This window comes from Eremococcus coleocola ACS-139-V-Col8 (assembly GCF_000183205.1).
Taxonomy (GTDB): domain Bacteria; phylum Bacillota; class Bacilli; order Lactobacillales; family Aerococcaceae; genus Eremococcus; species Eremococcus coleocola.
This window is the reverse complement of record NZ_AENN01000018.1, coordinates 54340-74629: the sequence shown is the minus strand read 5'-3', so window position 1 is coordinate 74629 and position 20290 is coordinate 54340. Positions and strand designations below refer to the sequence as shown.

21 protein-coding genes are annotated in these 20290 nt (G+C 39.4%); 6 read left to right on the top strand and 15 right to left on the bottom strand.

Annotated elements, in window-relative coordinates; genetic code table 11:
- Positions 1-22: 22 nt before the first annotated feature.
- Together HMPREF9257_RS08340 and HMPREF9257_RS08335 are read right to left on the bottom strand one after the other, a co-directional pair.
- Positions 23-1825, bottom strand: coding sequence for a serine hydrolase (locus HMPREF9257_RS08340; RefSeq protein ID WP_006419009.1), 1803 nt, complete (start codon positions 1823-1825; stop codon positions 23-25).
- Between the two features lie 23 nt (positions 1826-1848).
- Positions 1849-2589: a hypothetical protein gene (locus tag HMPREF9257_RS08335; RefSeq protein ID WP_006419047.1), complete on the bottom strand. Its 741-nt coding sequence runs from the start codon at positions 2587-2589 to the stop codon at positions 1849-1851.
- Positions 2590-2813: 224 nt separating this feature from the next.
- Between HMPREF9257_RS08335 and HMPREF9257_RS09320 the strand changes: the two genes are divergently transcribed.
- A complete protein-coding gene (locus tag HMPREF9257_RS09320) occupies positions 2814-2960 on the top strand; it encodes a hypothetical protein (protein ID WP_006418989.1) in 147 nt (48 codons plus the stop codon).
- A gap of 136 nt (positions 2961-3096) precedes the next feature.
- Here the strand turns inward: HMPREF9257_RS09320 and nox are convergent, their stop codons facing one another.
- The 6 genes from nox to HMPREF9257_RS08305 form a co-directional block, all read right to left on the bottom strand.
- Positions 3097-4428: a H2O-forming NADH oxidase gene (gene nox / locus HMPREF9257_RS08330; RefSeq protein WP_006418987.1), complete on the bottom strand. Its 1332-nt coding sequence runs from the start codon at positions 4426-4428 to the stop codon at positions 3097-3099.
- Between the two features lie 160 nt (positions 4429-4588).
- The gene (locus HMPREF9257_RS08325; RefSeq protein ID WP_006418985.1) at positions 4589-4939 is read right to left on the bottom strand and encodes an ArsR/SmtB family transcription factor; all 351 of its coding nucleotides are present in this window, start codon (positions 4937-4939) and stop codon (positions 4589-4591) included.
- A complete protein-coding gene (locus HMPREF9257_RS08320) occupies positions 4917-5834 on the bottom strand; it encodes an alpha/beta hydrolase family protein (RefSeq protein ID WP_006419030.1) in 918 nt (305 codons plus the stop codon). Before HMPREF9257_RS08320 ends, HMPREF9257_RS08325 begins: the two co-directional genes overlap by 23 nt.
- 237 nt (positions 5835-6071) lie before the next feature.
- Positions 6072-7415, bottom strand: a complete 1344-nt coding sequence (locus HMPREF9257_RS08315) for an MATE family efflux transporter (RefSeq protein WP_006419058.1) — start codon at positions 7413-7415, stop codon at positions 6072-6074.
- A gap of 280 nt (positions 7416-7695) precedes the next feature.
- Positions 7696-9039 (bottom strand): NADPH-dependent oxidoreductase, encoded by a 1344-nt coding sequence (locus HMPREF9257_RS08310; RefSeq protein ID WP_006418990.1) that lies wholly within the window; start codon positions 9037-9039, stop codon positions 7696-7698.
- Positions 9040-9050: 11 nt separating this feature from the next.
- Positions 9051-9656: an NADPH-dependent FMN reductase gene (locus tag HMPREF9257_RS08305; RefSeq protein WP_006418991.1), complete on the bottom strand. Its 606-nt coding sequence runs from the start codon at positions 9654-9656 to the stop codon at positions 9051-9053.
- Between the two features lie 247 nt (positions 9657-9903).
- Between HMPREF9257_RS08305 and HMPREF9257_RS08300 the strand changes: the two genes are divergently transcribed.
- Genes HMPREF9257_RS08300 through HMPREF9257_RS08285 form a run of 4 tightly spaced genes read left to right on the top strand, consistent with a single transcriptional unit; the run spans position 9904 to position 12806 of the window.
- Positions 9904-10635 (top strand): amino acid ABC transporter ATP-binding protein, encoded by a 732-nt coding sequence (locus tag HMPREF9257_RS08300; protein ID WP_006419016.1) that lies wholly within the window; start codon positions 9904-9906, stop codon positions 10633-10635.
- A 15-nt stretch (positions 10636-10650) separates the two neighbouring features.
- Positions 10651-11487: a transporter substrate-binding domain-containing protein gene (locus HMPREF9257_RS08295; RefSeq protein ID WP_006418988.1), complete on the top strand. Its 837-nt coding sequence runs from the start codon at positions 10651-10653 to the stop codon at positions 11485-11487.
- 1 nt (position 11488) lies between these two features.
- Complete coding sequence (locus HMPREF9257_RS08290; RefSeq protein WP_006419048.1) at positions 11489-12139, top strand: amino acid ABC transporter permease; 651 nt, start codon at positions 11489-11491, stop codon at positions 12137-12139.
- Between the two features lie 10 nt (positions 12140-12149).
- Entirely contained in the window at positions 12150-12806 is a 657-nt protein-coding gene (locus tag HMPREF9257_RS08285) for an amino acid ABC transporter permease (protein WP_006419011.1), read from the top strand.
- 105 nt (positions 12807-12911) lie between these two features.
- On the opposite strand, the gene HMPREF9257_RS08280 is transcribed toward HMPREF9257_RS08285, so the two are convergent.
- From HMPREF9257_RS08280 to HMPREF9257_RS08260, 5 genes are read right to left on the bottom strand one after another with little or no spacing between them, the layout of a single operon-like run.
- On the bottom strand, positions 12912-13880 hold the full coding sequence (locus HMPREF9257_RS08280) for a DUF697 domain-containing protein (RefSeq protein ID WP_006419039.1): 969 nt from the start codon (positions 13878-13880) through the stop codon (positions 12912-12914).
- 34 nt (positions 13881-13914) lie between these two features.
- The gene (locus HMPREF9257_RS08275) at positions 13915-14949 is read right to left on the bottom strand and encodes a threonine aldolase family protein (RefSeq protein ID WP_040466846.1); all 1035 of its coding nucleotides are present in this window, start codon (positions 14947-14949) and stop codon (positions 13915-13917) included.
- A gap of 14 nt (positions 14950-14963) precedes the next feature.
- Entirely contained in the window at positions 14964-15554 is a 591-nt protein-coding gene (locus tag HMPREF9257_RS08270) for a GDSL-type esterase/lipase family protein (RefSeq protein WP_006419031.1), read from the bottom strand.
- Between the two features lie 24 nt (positions 15555-15578).
- Positions 15579-15980 carry a hypothetical protein gene (locus HMPREF9257_RS08265; RefSeq protein WP_006419055.1) on the bottom strand — a complete coding sequence of 134 codons (402 nt, stop codon included), beginning with the start codon at positions 15978-15980 and terminating at the stop codon, positions 15579-15581.
- Positions 15981-16003: 23 nt separating this feature from the next.
- A complete protein-coding gene (locus HMPREF9257_RS08260; RefSeq protein WP_006419045.1) occupies positions 16004-16858 on the bottom strand; it encodes a patatin-like phospholipase family protein in 855 nt (284 codons plus the stop codon).
- 231 nt (positions 16859-17089) lie between these two features.
- Between HMPREF9257_RS08260 and HMPREF9257_RS08255 the strand changes: the two genes are divergently transcribed.
- Entirely contained in the window at positions 17090-17653 is a 564-nt protein-coding gene (locus tag HMPREF9257_RS08255) for an NADPH-dependent FMN reductase (protein ID WP_006419051.1), read from the top strand.
- Positions 17654-17840: 187 nt separating this feature from the next.
- On the opposite strand, the gene HMPREF9257_RS08250 is transcribed toward HMPREF9257_RS08255, so the two are convergent.
- Both HMPREF9257_RS08250 and HMPREF9257_RS08245 read right to left on the bottom strand, forming a co-directional pair.
- Positions 17841-19247, bottom strand: a complete 1407-nt coding sequence (locus HMPREF9257_RS08250; RefSeq protein ID WP_006418996.1) for an aldehyde dehydrogenase family protein — start codon at positions 19245-19247, stop codon at positions 17841-17843.
- 23 nt (positions 19248-19270) lie between these two features.
- Positions 19271-20107, bottom strand: a complete 837-nt coding sequence (locus HMPREF9257_RS08245) for an aldo/keto reductase (protein ID WP_006419034.1) — start codon at positions 20105-20107, stop codon at positions 19271-19273.
- Positions 20108-20290: the final 183 nt, after the last annotated feature.

Genomic DNA, 20290 nt, shown 5'->3' with positions numbered 1-20290 from the left:
CTTGTTAAAACTACTTGTTAAATTATTCTGTTTCCTCATCAAAAATCGTGGCTTCATTATCCTCAAGGCTATCAGTAACTTCTTCCGCGCTTGGTTCTTCACCAACATACTCTGAGTTCGACTCATCTTCTACAGTAATCCATAATTGAGACCGTAATTCATTAAAGATATCATGAACCCTTAAGGAAATCTCACCTATTTGTTGGGCCACATAATCCCGATTGGCGGGCTCAGCCGTATAGATGGCAAGAGAATATGAACCATAAGGAGTTACAAAAGTCGCCACATCATTCTGTTCCGTACTACCTAAGCCTGACTTATTCCAAGACCGGGTATCGCCCCCAATTAAGGTTCTTAAGAAAGTGTGGGAATTCAAATAAAATTTCTCAATTAATTGTTCATCCCAGGGTTCACCATTGACCCGGTTATTATAAAGCAAGGCAAAATACTTAGCGGCATCACTTGGTGTGGTTGCAAAATAGGTATTTTCGCCCCCATAATATTTACCGTAGAGACTGGTTCCGACTAGGCCAAGATTTTGCATATGCGGATTAATAGTATCCCCGCCACCAACCGTATCAATAAGTAAATTAGCTGCGGTATTATCTGAGTAAATTCCAACTAGATCGACTAATTCATCTACCGCAAAGGTTGACCCAGCTGGATAAGATTGAATGATACCCGCCCCTGGCACCTTATCTTCATCGTATAAAGTCACATAAGACTCATAGGGATCGAGAATACCTTTCTTATATTGGTGGTATAATTCACCTAAAACGTAGATTTTTTGTGTTGAAGCTGGGAAGAAACTTTGGTCTTGGACCGAAATCTGACTCATGGTTTCATTATTAATAAAAGAAACCCCAATCCGAGCATCCACATATTGCAGTTCATCCATTACAGCATATTCAATCTCATCCAACAATTCCCGTTCACTGTAATAAGTTGGAACATAGTCAGTTCGGGTCGTATCTTTGGCAATCCAACCTAATTCATCATAACCAATATAAACATGGAGCCAGGTTCCCCTATAAGTCTGAACTTCTTCAACCACTTCCATAGGAATATCATAAAAGTTTTCGGTCGTGGCTAAAATATAAGAATTATGTGCTCCCGGAGGGGCTGAAAGAATAACTTGTTGGGTGTTCTTATACAAAATTTGGTCTGAAACTCGTTTTGAGTCCATTAAATAAGCATTAGCGCCTGGAGCCTTCACAAAAAAGTAATTACGGCGAATCAAAGGCGTAAGATCTGCCATAATTTTACGTTCCTGCATTAAGCGTTGACTGTCTACTGAAGAAAGCCGATAGGCTTCTTGGACGCCTTCTTTATAGTAATGCCACCCATCAAAGTCTGTGTTATAAAAACCGGTAAAGGGTTTTCCTCCTTGGTAAAGAAGCATCTGATCCTTGACTTGGTAATAGGCAAAATCATTTAGCGACATCCGTTCAACCAGACGTTCCCGGTTCAACAGGGACTTAGGCGAATCTAAGGCTACCTGGGGGGAAAAATAAAACCAAGGTAAGGGATCCGGTAAATTCTTGCGGGTTTGTGAATCATCTTCTGCTGCTACCTTATCCATTAGGGGTTCTTGTGAGCGATTGGCAATCCCCACATTCGTTTTCTCTTCACGCACACTGGCGACTAGTTTACCATCATTGGACATTAAATTTATCTGACCCAAAGGGGCTGGATCTTTGACTGGGCTCTTACTGCCACTTAAGGATGAGTGACCAATAAAATATAACGTGATTATAAACAGTAATAATAAGCCGCCTGCCAGTCCGAGCCGCCATGCATTCGCTTTAAACCATTCCTTGTTCAAATTTCTTCTCCTTCACACAGGACCTATAATAATTGCCCTAAATTAGCTTGCGGATTAATTACGAACTTAATTTTTTCCATGTAATAATCTGCCATAGCTTGACCTAAATGCATTTCAGGATACATTTGACAGAATTCTTCAAATGAAAGATTCTGACGCAAATCAATCTCATCCGCTCCACTAGCTAAAACTTGTTGATTGATAAAGGCATCATAGTCATCATGACTGAGGACTTTCTCAGAATTAACAAATAAGTCTTGGGCAATTAATTTAAAAATAAAGTCTTCTTTGGCTCTTTCTTTAAATTGGTCCATGACAGATCCCTTCATGCCCATTACCTTTTGGCCATATTCTTCGATACTCAACTTAGCCTTTGTTGCATAAGCCTTAACTTGACCCAAGTAGTCTTCGGTATAAGCAGTTAACTCTTGATCATTTAAAACAGTATTTGTATTATTTGCATAAAAATTCAAGATAAAAGGCAGAATACAGTCATAGTATCTTTTTTGGAGGGCACGGTCTTGGAAGACTTGACTGCCCATTTTTTTCAAATCAGCTAGACTATTGGCAGGAATATCTAAAACGGCAATATGATGGTCTTCTAACTTTTCAATGACTTGACCAGTTTGTTTTTGGTAGTCTAACTTAGCAAAATCAATGAGGGGTTGAGCGACCGCTTGCCATGAGGGAATTTCAATTTGTAAGTCACTTGTTGGTACAGGGATTTGCTTAAAATCAACAATATTGCTGACAGAACTTTTCATGGATAAACTCCTTCTTATTAAAATTTGCATAAATATTGTATGATATTTATCTTTAAGATACAAGATGGGCTTATTTTTAAAAATAAATGTATTTATTAAAACATTCCTCATAGTAAGCCGATCCATTCTCAGCAAACTGATACTGACTTCTTACTAAGGTTTAAAGACCCCTGTGACTTAGTGCGTTACACTACTTAAGTAATAAAAATTAAGGAGGTTGCTGTATGTCTACTTTACATATTTTTAAACAAAGTTTCTGGGGTAAATTACAAAGTAAAGCTTCTATGATCGAAAACTGGCATGGACTCTATCCAAGAGACAATCGTTTTACTTATACAGATGCTACTTTAATTTTACCAAAAAAACGTTAATCATTTATTAGCAAAAATCAGAGGAGCTGGGATGTAAATCCGGCTCCTCCTTTTTTGTTTACTATAAGATAAAGCTGCCCGCAAAAGGAATATTCCTAATGAGGGCAGCTTTTTTAAGATAGCTAAGCTATCTTGCTTATTTAGCTTGTAAGGCAGCCATTGTAATATAGTTATGAGCTTGGTTAAAGTGTGGCAAGAAGAAGAAGTCTGTCAATTTCAAGGTATCAATGGTTACTTTTTGTTGAATAGCCAATGAGAACATATGGATGGTGGCAGACATATCATAAGTTGAGGCTAATTGAGCGCCCACAATCCGACGAGAGCCTTTTTCAAAGACAATCCGGATTTTTACAGGAGCATTTTCATCCTCTGGCATAAATGGATATTTTTGTTTATCTTCAAAATCAACATAGTCTACGTCTAAGCCAAAGCGGGCCGCAGATTTAACTGAATAACCGGTTGAAACTAATTTTTGTTCAAAGATAGAAATCCCATTTGAACCTTGTACGCCTACGTGTTCAACGTCTTGTCCCGCAAGATTAAAACCTGCCACTAAGCCAGAACGAACAGCATTGGAAGCTAGGGCAATATAAGCTGTGTCTTGTAAAGCATTTGAATAAACTGTGGCACAATCACCCACTGCATATACATCTGGATCGGAAGTTTGTTGACGACGGTTAACGAGGTAAGCCCCATTGGTAAATAATTCTAAATGATCTTTACCTAAGTCATTATTCGGACCAAAACCAATTGCATTAATGACCATATCGACTTCATAACGACCTTTATCAGTGACTAAAGCCTCAACTCGACCTTCACCTTCATAGCCTTGAGCCATTTCACCAAATTGAGTTTGAATACCATGCGCCCGCAGATTTTCATCCATTAAAGTTGCAAACTCTGGGTCATAATAATTTGATAAAGAAGTATCCATGGCATCTAAAAGAATTACTTTTTTGCCCCGACGTGCTGCGGCTTCAGCGATTTCAACCCCGATATAACCAGCACCCAAAACAGCTACGGTTTTAACTTCTTCGCGGGCCATATCTTGGTCAACAGCTTGGCCTTCTTGGAATAATTTCAAGAAGTGGATGCCTTCAAGGTCTTTACCTGGTAAGTTTGGTGCAATCGGTTTAGAACCGGTCGCTAAAACTAACTTGTCATAAGATTCTTCAATGGCTTGGCCATCTTTAGTCACAGCATGAACAATTTTCTTATCAAAATCAATTGAGTCAACGGCAGTTTCCATTAAAATCCGAGCACCCTTGGCTTCAAAATCTTCACGTTTAGTGTAGAAAAGTCCTTCATAACCGTCAATTTGACGACCTACCCAAAGTGCCGTTCCACAACCTAAATAAGATAAATTAGAGTTACGGTCGATCATTACCACTTCATCATCCGTATTATCCAAGATAGTATTGGCCGCATGGATTCCTGCGTGGTTTGTTCCTACAATAACAACTTTCATTCAATCATCCCTCCATTTAATAGTATGGTTTAAGATTAGCATATATTATCACATAAACCAAGTAAAAACTATAAGTAACACTTAATAATATATTATAGAAACTTAAAGCGGCATTAATAATATACCTATAATAAGCGTTTTCACAATAGTTTGTGAATAATTATATAAGGTATTCGATATCGTTCTCTTGGACATGATCTCGTGCAATATTGAATAAGTAGAGTAAATGTTGGTCTGCTAGGGAATAGTAAATAAATTTTCCTTCTTTGCGATACTTAACTACTCGGTCTAATTTTAACCGTCTTAATTGGTGAGAGGCCGCTGACTGTGTCAATCCCACTTGGTTGGCCAGGTCATCCACAGACAGTTCCTCTACCTGAGATAAGACTTCAATAATCCGTAGTCTACTCGGATCACCTAAGGTTTTAAACAAATCAGAAATTTTTAAACGCTCTTGATTGCTTAATTGGGTTAAGTCATGTTGACCTTTATCTGACATCTCGGAATTCATCTAATTCCTCCTTCTTTTCTTCTTGGTAATTTAAGAATTCTTCCATCACTTCCATGGCTTTAGACCGCGTAGCCTGATCAAAACCATGGCCCTGCCCCTGATAAGTCACTAATTGACTTTGACCAAATAAATCTAAGGCATGGTAAGAAGAAGCAATAGGAATAATTTGGTCGTGATCACCATGGAAAATCAATACCGGAATCGTCAGTGACGCCATCACCTGTTCCATATCAATTTGGCTCAGGGCCAAAGCATAATCATCGGACACCTCTAAGCCTAAGAATTTAAAAGTCTCAGGAATTTCTTGCCCTTCTGGATATAAATCTTCAACTAAATTCCCTAAAACAAAGGCGGGATAAATCAGCAAGAGGCTTTTGATATCATCCCGCTCAGAAGCTACCAAGGTAGATACAAAACCACCTTGGCTAGATCCTAAAAGATAGATACGGTCTGCATCAATTTGAGGATCTAATTTCAACTGATTAATGATTTCGCCTAAATCGTCGGCTTCATTTTTTACCGTCATATCTAACATGGTCCCCCCTGACTTGGTTCGGGGACCTCCCCCAAAGAAATCAAAGGTATAGACCGCATAGCCGCGGTCAGCAAAATATTGAGCATAGGGGACACCTGACCGATAGGAAGAGCCATAACCATGGACATAAATAATTAAAGGCAAGCCTTGTTTCGGTTTAATTTGACGTGGTTTATAGAGACGACCCCATATATGATGGCCATAAGAAGTTTCAATGGGATGGTTAGCGACTTGATGGTTAACTAGCTGATCACTCTGTCGGTAGACCGTACCATGAGGATGGTAAACCTGGTGGCCACTCGCAGCAGCCAAGATTCCACTCATGCATAATAAAAGTAAATATTTAATTATTTTCTTCACCCAGTATCCCTCCTAACTTATATTTTATAATAATTTTGTACAAAAGGTTACTCATAAGTTTATATAGAAAGAATTAATCTAATAGTTTACAATTCAAAAACCCACCAGACATTAGTTATCGCTAATCATCCAATGGGTTCAACCAAATTAAATCATTTATTTTTTTAAAGACTCCCGCCTCAATTAAAAGGCTTTATTTGGCATAATAAGCAAATGACCTAAACAGGAAAACCTAACCTAATCGGTTACATTGTGGACCCATTTACCGGTCCGCACCCGCAATAAGCCAATCAAAACCTTGACTACTTCTTCAATCCCGACCAAGGCGATCACACCATAGACAGGCCATTTCAGTAAAGCAGCCCCAATAAAGGCTAAGGGAACACCTATGAGCCAGGAAGTTCCCATTTCTAAAAACATTGAAAAACGCGTGTCACCCCCACCCCTGAGGATGCCAACCACAATAATTGAAGTCAAAGTTTTAATCACAAATATAACTGCCATAACTTGTAATAATGTCACCGCCAGACCTTGAACCGTGGTCGACAAAGACCCAAAGAGTCGCAAGGACCATTGTGGCGTTAAGCCCATAATTAAGGCGATTACCACACCTGATCCCAGCCCCAATTTCAAGAAGCGACTGGCATAAGACTTGACTTCTTCAATCTGACCTTGTCCAATCTTATTGCCCACCATAATAGTACAAGCATTACCAAGTCCCCGTACGATGACAAAAGCAATATTTTGAATCGCCACGCAAACTTGGACGGCAGCCGTCGCTTCTCGGCCAATTATTGCATAAGCAATAGAATACATCACTTGCCCCGCTGACCAGAAGGTCTCATTAATTATAACCGGTAAAGCCGTAGTTAAAAAACGTTGTAAAAACAGCTTATCAAAGGACATCATTTCTTTAAGTTTACAATGAAGTGGTCCATCATAGGTTCTTACCACAAATAAGATAGTAGCTAATTCAATGACCCGGGCAATAATAGTGCCCATGGCAGCTCCCACCACTCCAAAGGCTGGGATGCCAAAAAATCCGAAAATAAAAACATAGTTGAAGAAGGCATTAGCAAAAAAACTCAAAATTGACGCAACGAGTGGCGTCCGAGGATTACCCGTAGACCGTAAGGTAGAGGCATAAACATAAGATAAAGAGGTTACAATATAGGATAGAGATGCGACTCGTAAATAAGCCGCTCCTGCCGTCACCACACTTTGATCTGAAATCATCCTGGCTAAAATTTGTTGTGGAAAAAGCAAGGCTAGCAAGGTAAAAATAACTGCGACCGTTACACTAATCACCATAGCAATCCCATGAACTTTTTGAACGCTAGGACGGTCGCGTTTTCCCCAGAATTGTGACACAAGAACTGAAGATCCGGTCGTAATCCCAAAACAAATCATGATAAAAAAGAAAAAGACCTGATTGGCTAACCCCACTCCTGCGATGGCCGCGTCCCCTATCGAAGAAATCATCATCGTATCCAAGGTATTTAATAAGGAGACAATCAAATTCTGTAAAGCGACAGGAATCGCTATAAAAATTAATTGTTGATAAAATGTTTTTTCTTCCATGGCAGGCTCCTTAGCAAAAATGATTATATAAAGATTGCTGACTTAAATCGCCTTCCATTATAGCCAATTATGCTTAACTAGGAAAGACCTTCTTTCGATAAACTTGGCCTAACTCAACTTAAGGAAGTCACATTTTTTCTATTTATTTTATCACAAACTAGCATAGGCTAGTCTTCCACCTATCAAACACCAAAAAAGCGAATAAAAAATTGAAACCCAATGATTTCTACTTTTTATTCGCTCTAATTGCTTCTAAGTTGAGTTTACTTTTCTCTAAGGACTAAGCTTCAGAAGCTCCTGTAATAGCATCAACCGAATTTTCTTCTTCAACACGGTTTACTTCAACTTCAACTGTTTTCTCTTCCTCTTCACTATAAGAAGCTGAAGAAGTAGTATCCGTTTCTACTTCGGCTACGGCTGGTTCTTCTTCACTGATAGAGGCTGAGGAAGTCGTGTCTGGGGCTGGACTTTCTTCTTTTTGAGAAGCACTTGTGGTGACGTCTACTCCACCAACTAATTCTTGACCCGTTTGCTTCAAATACCATTCAACGATTGGTTTAAAGTCTAGGATATATTCATTAATACCCATATATTGACCGTCTGTGTCTTTGATTGCTTGATAATTATGAACCACGTATTTGTCCGCATGTTTAGGTACATGCACGCGAACCACATCTTGTTGACCTGACCGTAAGGTTTGGATGACCCATTCAACATTTTTAAGGGATTTTGGTGGGTGGCAATCTGCTAAAGGATTCCCCACTTGTCCAGGTACACGTTTAGCTAACATTTCTGAAGCTGGTTTCACCATATTATAGTATAAGAATTGGTTATTTGAATCAGCATAAGTAATTTCCATTGGCATAGATTCTAATAACATGTTAATTTGATCAACGGTTAGAACACCACGGTTTAACTTAACATAGGTATCCCCTTCAACCGCATTGACTTTGGCAGCTGCTTGTTCAACCCAGTCATCAGCGTGCATGTCCACACCTTCAATGGTTGTAGCAATCTTACCACTGGCATTTAAATCTTCTGCGGCTGGTTTATTAGCGGCCGCTTTTTGTTCAGCGTCAATGGTATTAACCACCCGAACAAAGGTTAAAAAATTATCAATACATTGAGATAAGAATCCAACAGTTCCTTCAGCCTTGATATTTCCTTCTTCATCAAAGGCTTCTTTAACTAAACCCAGTAAAAATTCATTTCCAGGTAAGACATGGGCATTTACCCCAGGTGCATCGAGGACTTGACGAAGGTTTAATTGAGCCCGTGAAGAACCTTGATCATAGTAAGAAGCTCCCACAATCATAACAGGTTTATTAGCTAAAGGATGTAGATTGAAAGACAACCATTCTAAGGCAGATTTTAAGGCCGCTGGAATTGTATGATTATGTTCAGGTGTAGAAATAATCACACCATCCGCATCTAAGATCCGTTGATTAATATCTTGTAAAAGTGGTGTGTCTGAAATATCTTCACTTTGGTTGAACAAAGGTAAATCTTTAATTTCAATAATATCTAAGTCAAATTTATTAGCAAACTGTTTTTTGATAAATTGTAATAACTGACGGTTATATGATTTTTCTGCTGCTGAGCCGACAATCCCTACTAATTTCATATTTAATCCTCCTATTCAGCTTCCCAAGAAAAATTTTCCGCTTCTTTGCGGACCGCATCTTTAGCATTCAACAATTGTTTGGTGATATCGATAAATAATAAAAAGTCATCAAACAGACCATCAAGCACATCTAATTTTTCTTGGTCTACCAAGTTATTATTACCATCAAAGGCTTGAAGAGAATGACCTAATAGAAATTCTGATGCAGGCATAACACGGGCACGGATATCAGGAGAATCTAAAATTTGACGTAGATGACCTTGAGCACGAGAAGAACCCAGAGTTCCGTATGAAGCACCGGTAATCATAACTGGTTTATCAACCAAAGGATAAATACCATAAGATAACCAGGCTAAGACATTCATTAAGGATGCAGGAACTGCGTGGTCATACTCAGGTGTTGAAATGATCACTCCATCTGCCGCTTCAATCTTATCAGATAATTCCTTCACATAATCTGGCAATACTTTATCTTCTGGTTTATTAAAGACAGGCAAGCCTTTAATTTCGACTAATTCAATTTCAGCTTTGTTAGCAAAATGGCTTTGCATAAAAGTTAAAAGTTGACGGTTAGTAGACTTTGCTGAATTTGTTCCCACAATTCCAATAATCTTCATATACTTTAACCTCCTAAAATTATGTTACAAATAACACAAATAGATACACTCTCATTCTATACTTTAACAGGTACTTTCACAAGCAAAAACTAATATTATTTTTTGATAATATGATTAATTATTTTAATATGTCGTGAAAAAACTTACATAATAACATGTTATAAAAGCTAACATCTTATGATATATCTTTGTTTTCATAAGGGTCCTTTAGTGGTAACCTATCAAAAAAACAATCGGAGGGCTTACCATGACAATTAAATTCCAAAACGTCAACAAATACTATGGCAAATATCACGCCTTAAAAAATATTAATTTAACCATTGAAACAGGAGAGGTCGTGGTATTAATTGGCCCTTCTGGTTCAGGTAAATCAACTTTATTACGGACAATTAATGGTTTAGAGGCTATTAATTCCGGCACACTCCTAATAGATGACCAAGCAGTAAAGGCAGGTAAAAGCCTCAAAGATTTACGGAAACATATTGGGATGGTTTTTCAGCATTTTGAACTCTACCCCCATATGAGTGTCCTTGATAATATTACTCTTGCTCCTATTAAAGTACTTAATTTGGATAAGCAAGCAGCTCAAGACCGGGCCCATGACTTATTAGAACAAGTTGGTATGGCGGATAAAATTAACGCTTACCCTAACACCTTGTCTGGTGGTCAAAAACAACGGATTGCCATCGCCCGCGCTTTAGCTATGAAGCCAGATATTATGCTCTTTGATGAACCCACTTCTGCCTTAGACCCTGAAATGGTCGGTGAAGTTCTAGATGTTATGAATAATATTGCTCGCGCTAAAGATATTACGCTAGTCTGTGTCACCCATGAAATGGGCTTTGCCAAAGAAGTTGCAGACCGGGTCATTTTTATGGATCAGGGCGAGGTCGTTGAAGACGCTTCTACTGAACAGTTCTTCCAACAACCTAAGGAAGAACGGGCTATCCAATTTCTTAGCAAAATTATTCGCCACTAAGAAGGAGGCCCTATCATGACTTTTCTTAAAAAATATAGTAAGGTGCTAGCTAGCCTTATTTTTACCCTACTGGTAATTACTTTTGTTCTGGTTTTTAGCAAGGCTGGTACTAGCGTCAGCCAGCCAGATATCGTCCAACGGCTTAGCAACAAAGATCAAACGATTGTTTGGGGTATAAAAAATGACACCAAACTTTTCGGCTTCTACAACATTGAAAATGGTGAAATAGAAGGTTTTGATATTGATGTCGCCAAGGAACTAACCAAACGCCTCACTGGTGACAGTAAGCATGCCAAGTTTGTCGAAGTCACATCTAAAACTCGGATTCCTTTGTTGCGTAATGGTAATATTGATGCCATCATTGCAACTATGACCATCAATGAAGCACGTAAAAAAGTAGTCGATTTTACCGATACTTATTTTGATGCGGGTCAATCCCTCTTAGTCGCTAAGGATTCTAAGATTAATTCAATCGATAATTTAGATGCCTCTACCACAGTCGTATCGGTCAAAGGTTCCACCTCATCCCAAAACATAAAAAAACTGGCTCCTCAGGCCAAACTAATTGAATTAGAAACTTATGCGGAAGGACTCACAGCGCTCAAGGCCGGACAAGGCGATGCCTTGACTACTGATAATGCTATTCTCTTAGGGCTAATTTCTGAAAACCCAGACTTTCGTTTAGCTGGTGAAAATTTCACCGAAGAACCTTATGGGATTGCGGTTAATAAAAACCAGGCTGACTTCAAAAATCAGCTTAACCAAGCCTTAGCCGCCATGAAAGCAGACGGCACTTATCAAAAAATCTATGATAAATGGTTTGCTGAAGTTCTAAACCAAGGAGGTAATTAAGATGCTCACCTTATTTCAAAATTTTTCTGACCAGTTCTTAGCGGGTTTCGGTCATACCCTCTTAGCCTCCGCGATTGCCCTCATTGCTAGTTTTGTGATTGGTATTTCCATGGCAGTTGGACAAACTTCCCATAACAAACTCTTGTCAACCATTACAACCATCTACATCGAAGTCTTCCGGAATATTCCCCTACTTGTGATTGTGATGTTCTTTTATGTGGTTGTGCCCCTTTATGGCATAAAGGTAACCGGCTACCAAGCAGGGATAATTGGCCTTAGCCTCTATACCTCTTCTTTTGTCGCTGACGTGGTTAAAAGTGGAATCACTTCAATTCCCAAGGGACAAAAAGAAGCTGGTTTTGCTTCTGGACTTAGTCAAAGTCAAGTTACCTTCCATATTGTCCTTCCCCAAGCTATCAATTTAGTCTTACCGACACTTGGTAACCAAATCATTAACTTGGTCAAAAACTCTTCCATTTTAGCCATGGTTGCCGGACTAGATATCATGTATCAAGGCGACCTGATAGCCAGTCAAAGTTTCAATGTCTTTTCAACCTATATCATCGTCGGTCTTTTCTACTTACTCATTACTATTCCCTTAAGTTTAATGGTCAAACACTGGGAAAATCAACAAGCTAAAATGGCACGCTAGGAGGTAGCCTATGAATCCCCTTTTCTTATTCTCTATGCCCCAATTCTCATTTCTTCTCCAAGGTCTATGGCTGACTATTACTGTTTCATCGATTACCATTGTGATTGCCCTGATTCTAGGCATCATCTTGGGAACCCTACGTTTTGAAAATATCCCCATCCTTTCAGATCTTTTAGGACTAATTATCGATACTATTCGTAATTTACCCCTTTTACTAATTATTTTCTTTACCTATTTCGCCCTCCCCCAAATCGGTATCCGTTTTTCAGTTTTCTGGTCGACCGTGGCGGCCATGTCTCTCTTTGAATCTTGTATGGTCTCTGAAATCATCCGGTCTGGCCTTAAAGGCTTACCCAAGGGCCAGGCTGAAGCCGGCTATGCTGCTGGTTTGACCACCTGGCAAGTTCTCTCTTTAATTCTCTTACCCCAAGCTGTTCGTAACATGATTACCTCAATTATCAGCCAGTTGATTGCCCTGATTAAAGATACTTCTCTAGCAACTATTATTGCTCTGCCAGAAATCATGCACAATGCTAAAATTATTTATAATCAAGACGTATCCGCGATTATCATTACTTTCTTTATTGTTGCTGTTCTTTATTTTCTAGTTTGCTACTCCTTATCCTTATTAGGCCGTCGTTTTGAAGTCAAGCGGACTTATAATTAAGCTTTAATTTAGTCTAAAAGTTTAAATAAAAAACGAGGGACTGGGCTTTTTTGCCCAGTCCCTCGTTTTGACGTATAAATATACCTAAGCTAACCCGAGGCAATCTTACTTATTAAAAACTGCATCTAAGTTAAACCATTTCTTCGCAGTCCCCATACTTGATTTTTTGACCGCATTGGCAACAGTTTTCACAATCACTTTCCCGTTTTCTTTAATAATAGACCCCATATGGGTTAAGGATTGCATGGCGGCTGAACGACGAATATAAGACCGGTCTTCCCGTTTTTCCATGCCTAGATAGGCTTGGGTTATTAGGCCCACTCTTAGGGTTAGAAAAGCATTCACAGACCCTTCCATTAAGGAAGATACAACCAGATTAGTGATGGGTACCATCCCCGGGATAGCAGACGCCACACTTTCTCCAACTAGAGATGCAATCAAGGGCTCTAACTGACCTTCAATTAAATCCGTATCTTCAATCGTCCGTGCCATCAAGACCACCGAAGCCACTTGGCCGTATAATTTAAGAAAACCTTTCAGACTGGGACGGGTTTGATAGACATTGGCTAATTGCCAAATCATCCGCATCAATGAGAAAAGTACCACTAAACTATCTAATGAACCGTTTTGAGAAACGGCCGTCGTTAAGAAAATCGCATTAGCATTTTGTTTAATCATAGGTAAGGATAAGTTGTCTAAGACCGCAATCGCTTGGTCTAATTTTTCTTCTTGAGTTTTTTGCTCATCTTCAAAATCAAAATCCTGCAGGTTAGGATTTTTGGCTAGGAGGGCTAGCATCTTCTCGACATAATCCTGGTAGTCAGCATCCGAAGCTTCTGGACTCAATTGGATGACTTCTGGACTGGCTGACCATTGGCGGTAGAGCTTATACGCAAACCATAAAATTGCTAAGACAAGCAGGGTTACACCAGCTATAGCCACGTAAGGATGGATCTGAGCCAAAAGGTTATACAAGGTCACACATTGGTTAATTAAAAACACGAAGAAAATAATCGATACGAAGATAACAATTAATTTGAGAAACTTTCGAATATCTTGCCACCACTGGGCCATGTCTATTCCCACTTTCTAATTTTGATCAAAGAAACTAGAGCGACCTTAATAAGTTTTCTAATTGGTCTAAATCAGCATCGGTTGTAAACCAAGCTGTAGCCAGACGAGCCACTACCTGACCTTTATCATCTAGGCCAAAATAGGACATACCCACTTGCTCTTTTAATTGATCATACTGATCTTTACTTAAACAAATAAATTGTTGGTTGGTTGGTGAGTCGAGGTAAAATTCAAAGCCTGTCTGGTGGAGAATTTGGGTTAAACGTTGACTATGACGTGCATTATCTTGAGCAATATCCAGATACAATCTATCCTTAAAAAGGGCTTCAAATTGGACACTCAAAACGCGCCCTTTGGCCAAGAGAGCTCCCCGTTGTTTAATTAAGGTATCAAAACGTTTGGGTAAATTATTTTTTGTAAAGACTAAGGCTTCGCCTAGTAAAAGTCCGACCTTGGTTCCGCCAATATAAAAGACATCGGCTAACTGAGCTAAATCAGCCAGCGACACATCATTTTGAGGACTGGCTAAGCCATAAATTAACCGCGCCCCATCGACGAAAAGTGGAATTTGGTAATCTTGGCAAAGTTTGGCCAAGGCTTCAAGTTCAGCCTTACTATAGAGCCCCCCGTATTCAGTCGGTTGGGAGATGTAGATCATACCTGGGAAAACCATATGTGGATGGGTTTCATCGGCATAAAAGTTTTCTAAATAAGTCCGGGCTAGACTAGCATCCAGCTTACCCGCTTGGGCCGGAATAGTAATCACCTTATGACGTGAATGTTCAATTGCCCCGGCTTCATGGACTGCCACATGTCCTGTGTCAGGTGCAAGCACTCCTTCAGTATCATCCAATAACATGTCAATGACTAGTGCATTGGCTTGGGTCCCCCCCGCTACTAAACGAACCTGGGCTTGGGAACAAGCTAAAATTTCCCTCAACCGGTCTTGGAGTTTAGCCCCATAAGCATCTGCACCATAGCCCGGTAAATTTTCTTCATTTGACGCCATTAAGGCTTGTAAAACAGCTGGATGGGCACCTTGTAAATAGTCGTTTTCAAAATGCAACACACGTATCTCTCCTCTTATAAAAAACCTTTAATATACTGGCTCAAAAGTTCTGCAATCCCCCGTGTTCCATCTTCATTTGGATGCAGACCATCCCAGAACCAAGAAGGCTGGTTTTGGGTTAATAAATACAAGTTAATCAAGTCTAAGTTATTGGCCGTTGCAATTTCTTCAATCATTTGGTTCACTTCTACCAAATATTGGTCATTACAATCTTCTTGGTGGACCGTCTTGGCAAAAATCTTGGGAACCTGTACCAAAACTAATTGACCTGACCGATTCTCAGAGCGGTAGGCATCAATGATTGCTTGGTAATCTGCTTTAAAACGACTAGGTTGCCAGTTAATCGCCTTAGTATCGTTGGTGCCTAAACACAAAATCGTTAAATCCGCCTCAGCAGTCAAACCACTTTGCGCTTCTTGGCATTCTAAATATGGACGGTCTCCCGCTTGAGAGACGGTTGCCCCATTACAACCAAAATTCAAAACTTCATAGTTATCACCTAATTTATGTTGGAGCTGACCAGGATAAGTATCCATTTGATAGCCAATCCCATAACCAAAGGTAATTGAATCTCCTAAACACGCAATTCGTTTTTTCTGACTCATATGTCACTCTTTTCTAATATTAACTTACCCACGTAAACCAAAAGTAATTCCCAAATGTTCTTCTAATAGACGATGGAGCTTGTCCAAGGAACTGGGATCATTAAGGTCACCCATACAGTAATATTCCTCATCATCTAAATCATCCACAAAATTATAGATTAATGGCCAATCGCCCCGAGCACTCACCTCATCTAATTTCTGATATGGCCAATCCAAGAGGCCTAATTTTTCAAAATCAAGTCGCAATTTATTCACCCGCGACCGCCGCAAATTTCCCTCGAGGGGATCTTCCATTACCTCCATCTCAGCATCTAGATGTTCCAGATGATAATGCCTTTGTCCTAGATCTAAATAAAGATCATACAAGTCATCACCCGATCCTGGCCTAGAAAATAAAAGAAAATCTAATTGATCATAGGCTGGCATAAGCCACTTCCTCTCATAAATAATCAGTCACTTACTTTTATAAATTCCCGCAAGGAAACCAAGCGGTCTTGCATATCCGCTACACCTAGTTGATAAACCGCTTCAATCACTTGGGGGTCTTTTTCAAGTCGCTTCATTTTTAAGGGTTGGCTCGGGCGAATCACAAATGCTTTGCCTTCAGCTTCTAAAGCTTTAATAGCCGCAACTTGTTGATTATACATATTCGCCCGATTCTTTAACTGTTGGATAAAGTCGGGATAATGGCGGTAATACCATTTACCGATAGTTAACCGACTGGGACTTTTAGAATAATTGATATCCCGGGTCAAAATAATAATCAGCCGGTCATAACCTAAATCAAAGGCCTTTTGATAAGGAATCGAATCGGCAATGCCCCCATCTAAGTATGCCTGATCTTGATAAGTGACCGGACGAGATAAAAATGGCAGGGCTGAAGAAGCACGTAGGGCTTCCATTTGTTCAAAGACATTATCAATCTTGATATATTCAGCCTGTCCACTGGCTAGATTGGTTACCGTAACATAAAAATCTACTCCTGCAGCCTCAAAGGCCGCTTCATCAAAGACATCTAATTTCATTGGAATATCATAGTAGGCAAAGTCTTTGTCGACAAAGTTTCCTGTCTTTAATAGGTTTGCCAAAGACATATACCGAGAATTACCTAAGTATTTCTTATTATAGCGTAGGGTCCGCCCTTTTTGTTTAGAGAGATAGTTGACTCCAAATAGAGCCCCGGCCGAAACAGTCACCAAACCGGCTAATGGTAAGTCTAAATCAATCAATTGATCCAGAACCCCCGCCGTATAGAGGCCACGCATTCCACCGCCTTCGAGCACCATCCCAATTTTTTCTGACATCAACTTCACCTCGCTTAAGGCTTATCATACTACAAATATTAAATAATGATAAGAAAAAGAAGTTTATCTTATTTTATTTCAAATTACAAAACACTAATATATCAGAGGGAAAACGTATTCATTAAAAATTTATTTCGAAATTGAAACTTTTCTCTTGATTATTCAAACGAACATTTGTATAATTGGCTCTGTTGATTAAATAACTTATGAATTTCAAGGAGTAAACAAACTATGTCAAAAATTGCTATCGTAACAGGAACTACTCGTGAAGGACGTAACAACATCCAAGTAGCTGAATTCTTATTAAACTATGCTAAAGAAAATGTTCAAGGTCATGAATTTGAACTTTTAGACATCAAAGAGTTTGATTTACCACGTTTTGAAGGTAACTACATTCCAGGTATGCTTGGTGGTAAATACCCAGACCCTAAAGTTCAAAAATGGGCTGACAAGGTTTCTGAATTTGATGGTTATGTCTTCGTAACTCCAGAATACAATAAGGCTTTATCTTCAAGTCTTAAAGATGCTTTAGACCACATTTCTGGCGAATTCAATAATAAAGCTGCAGCTATCGTTTCTTATGGTGGTTCATTAGGACTTTCTGCTAACGTATTCTTACGTGTGATCTTAGCCAACTTCAAATTAGCCGTTACTTCACAACAAGTTCAGTTCTCATTAAACACTGACTTTGTTAACATGGCTGAATTTAAACCAGCTGACTACCATGCAGGATCATTAAACATGATGTTTAATGAAGTAACTACTTGGGCAGATGCTTTAAAAACAATCCGTTAATTAACGTATAAGTAATAAAATTATATCTTGCCAAGTTAAGTCTGTGGCTTGGCAAGATTAAAAAGGGCCTACATATATAAAGTAAAAAAGAAGTTTGGTTATTTTACCAAACTTCTTTTTTTATTAAATTATATGCAAGTTTTCTTTGATGGCAAGCATATGAGAAATTGGAGTTTTTTCCAAGTCTCTATAAAAATACGGCCTTTAATTCCACATAGTCATCGATTCCGTATAGACCATTTTCACGGCCGAGACCAGACTGCTTAAAGCCACCAAATGGGGCTTTAGCTGAGCGTGGGCCGTCATTGACGAAAACATTACCAGTTTTCAATTGTAATGCCACTTTTTTAGCTTTATCTTTAGGTCCCACAACTGCACCAGATAAACCATAATCAGAATCATTAGCAATCTGAACAGCCTCTTCTACCGTTTTATAAGTTATGACACATAAGACTGGCCCAAAAATCTCTTCACGAGCAATAGTCATATCATTGGTCACATGAGTAAAGATAGTTGGCTCCACAAAATAGCCTGGACCATCAACACCTTTACCACCGACTAAGAGCTTGGCGCCTGCCGCTTTACCTTTATCGATATAATCCAAGACAATGTCTTTTTGCGCTTGAGAGACCATCGGGCCCACTGTGGTTTTAGGGTCAGCTGGGTCTCCAATGACAATATGGTCTTGGTAGTAGGCTAATAATTTTTCTTCAACTTCCTCCAACATACTTTCTGGTACCAAGAGACGAGTTAGGGCAGTACAGGTTTGACCTTGATTATTATAAACAGTGCCCATGGTCTTATCGATAGCGTAGTCTAAGTCGCCACCCTCTAAATAAACCATGGCTGACTTTCCACCTAATTCTAGCACTAACCGTTTAATAGTTGGGCCGGCTGCTTCATAAAGCCCTGCTCCGACTTCTGTCGAACCCGTAAAGGAGATACAATTCACATCTTCATGCTTAGCCAGGTAATCTCCCACAGTTGAGCCTGACCCAGTCACGAAGTTAACCACCCCTTTAGGTATACCCGCATCATCAAAAATCTTAGCAAAGGCTAAGGCCGTTAAAGGTGTGAAGGAAGCTGGTTTCACCACGACCGTATTCCCAGCCAACAAGGCAGGTGTAAGTTTACGTTGGATTTGATTTAAAGGATAGTTCCAAGGGGTGATACAAGCGACCACACCCACCGGGTCTTTGGTTACCAAGGCGGTATCTTCATATGTTTCAAACTCATATTGATCAAATTCTGCTAGCGTTGTCTTTAATTCATTAATTGAAAGTGGAATATGGGCCTTTTGGGCAAAAGTAATCGCCGCCCCAAACTCCATGGAAATAAGTTCGGCTAAATAATCGCCTTGAGCTCTAATTCCGGCTAATACTTTCTCTAGATATGCTTTACGCTCCTTAGGCTCTATACTAGACCAAGCTGGTAAAGCCGCTTTTGCTGCTGCCACCGCTAAGTCAACATCTTCCTGAGTGCCTTTAGGCACCTGCCCCACCACTTCTTCATTGGCAGGATTGGTCACCTTAGACCATTCATGGTTAGAGCTTTCACGAAAGGCTCCATCAATATACATTTTCATTGTTTCCATTATACGACCTCCTATTATTAATTTTAAAATTCTTGATAAACCGCTGGATTTTGGTCTTTAAGCCGACCTTGATCTTGGCTTAAGTCGTTAATCGCTTCAAGATCTGCTTGACTAAGTTCAAAATCAAGGGCTGCTAGGTTTTCGCCTTGCCGTTGATAATTACCTGACTTCGGAATTGGTATGATGCCTCGGGCAACATGCCAGGCTAAGATAATTTGTTGGTTAGACCGATTATACTTATGGGCTAAGTCATTAATCACAGCTTCTTGTCCCATCTGTGAACCCCGTCCAATGGGTGACCAAGCTTCAACAATAATCTGCTTACTTTGATGATAGTCAAGCACCTTGGCCTGATTAAAATAGGGGTGACACTCTAACTGGTTAACAACTGGCAAATGCCCAGTTTCCTTTTCTAGGCGGTCAATATGGTCTGGCAAGAAATTAGACACCCCAATTGACCGAATCAAACCAAATTTTTGGGCATCAATTAAAGCCTGCCAAGCTTCCACATATTGGTTTTGATCTGGGTTGGGCCAATGAATTAAATATAAGTCTAAATAATCTAAACCCGTACGGGCTAAAGACTCTTCGATGGTTTCAATAGCCTCCTTATAAGCATGATGGCGACCCGGTAATTTAGACGTAACCGTGATTTGGTCTCTTGAAATACCTGACTGACGGATTGCCTGACCAACGATTCCTTCATTTTCATAATTAAAGGCTGAATCAATCAAGCGATAGCCTGATTGTAAGGCCATTTTAATCCGTTGCATACCTGAAGACCCTCTGAGGCCATAGGTTCCTAATCCAAGCTTAGGAATAGCAAAACCATCATTTAATAGATAATATTTCTCTTTCATCTTAGAAACCCCTTTCATTTATTAGTATAACAGGATGAGAACTATTTGTTTATTGATATGCCTATTTATCCGCAATTTTTTCAAAATTAAAAACCACATTTTCATTAGCAGACCAGTAAATATAACCTGGACAGACTACTCAAAGAAAGTGTGGTTTTGATCAAATATAAATGATTAAAATCA

What these genes read in the sequence shown, in the direction of transcription:
- HMPREF9257_RS08245 (WP_006419034.1), bottom strand. Translation starts at nt 20,107, where the DNA reads ATGAAAGAGAAATATTATCTATTAAATGATGGTTTTGCTATTCCTAAG.
- HMPREF9257_RS08290 (WP_006419048.1), top strand. Translation starts at nt 11,489, where the DNA reads ATGCTCACCTTATTTCAAAATTTTTCTGACCAGTTCTTAGCGGGTTTC.
- HMPREF9257_RS08300 (WP_006419016.1), top strand. Translation starts at nt 9,904, where the DNA reads ATGACAATTAAATTCCAAAACGTCAACAAATACTATGGCAAATATCAC.
- HMPREF9257_RS08305 (WP_006418991.1), bottom strand. Translation starts at nt 9,656, where the DNA reads ATGAAGATTATTGGAATTGTGGGAACAAATTCAGCAAAGTCTACTAAC.
- HMPREF9257_RS08255 (WP_006419051.1), top strand. Translation starts at nt 17,090, where the DNA reads ATGTCAAAAATTGCTATCGTAACAGGAACTACTCGTGAAGGACGTAAC.
- HMPREF9257_RS09320 (WP_006418989.1), top strand. Translation starts at nt 2,814, where the DNA reads ATGTCTACTTTACATATTTTTAAACAAAGTTTCTGGGGTAAATTACAA.
- nox (WP_006418987.1), bottom strand. Translation starts at nt 4,428, where the DNA reads ATGAAAGTTGTTATTGTAGGAACAAACCACGCAGGAATCCATGCGGCC.
- HMPREF9257_RS08335 (WP_006419047.1), bottom strand. Translation starts at nt 2,589, where the DNA reads ATGAAAAGTTCTGTCAGCAATATTGTTGATTTTAAGCAAATCCCTGTA.
- HMPREF9257_RS08310 (WP_006418990.1), bottom strand. Translation starts at nt 9,039, where the DNA reads ATGAAATTAGTAGGGATTGTCGGCTCAGCAGCAGAAAAATCATATAAC.
- HMPREF9257_RS08285 (WP_006419011.1), top strand. Translation starts at nt 12,150, where the DNA reads ATGAATCCCCTTTTCTTATTCTCTATGCCCCAATTCTCATTTCTTCTC.
- HMPREF9257_RS08270 (WP_006419031.1), bottom strand. Translation starts at nt 15,554, where the DNA reads ATGAGTCAGAAAAAACGAATTGCGTGTTTAGGAGATTCAATTACCTTT.
- HMPREF9257_RS08250 (WP_006418996.1), bottom strand. Translation starts at nt 19,247, where the DNA reads ATGGAAACAATGAAAATGTATATTGATGGAGCCTTTCGTGAAAGCTCT.
- HMPREF9257_RS08265 (WP_006419055.1), bottom strand. Translation starts at nt 15,980, where the DNA reads ATGCCAGCCTATGATCAATTAGATTTTCTTTTATTTTCTAGGCCAGGA.
- HMPREF9257_RS08315 (WP_006419058.1), bottom strand. Translation starts at nt 7,415, where the DNA reads ATGGAAGAAAAAACATTTTATCAACAATTAATTTTTATAGCGATTCCT.
- HMPREF9257_RS08295 (WP_006418988.1), top strand. Translation starts at nt 10,651, where the DNA reads ATGACTTTTCTTAAAAAATATAGTAAGGTGCTAGCTAGCCTTATTTTT.
- HMPREF9257_RS08280 (WP_006419039.1), bottom strand. Translation starts at nt 13,880, where the DNA reads ATGGCCCAGTGGTGGCAAGATATTCGAAAGTTTCTCAAATTAATTGTT.
- HMPREF9257_RS08325 (WP_006418985.1), bottom strand. Translation starts at nt 4,939, where the DNA reads ATGAATTCCGAGATGTCAGATAAAGGTCAACATGACTTAACCCAATTA.
- HMPREF9257_RS08260 (WP_006419045.1), bottom strand. Translation starts at nt 16,858, where the DNA reads ATGTCAGAAAAAATTGGGATGGTGCTCGAAGGCGGTGGAATGCGTGGC.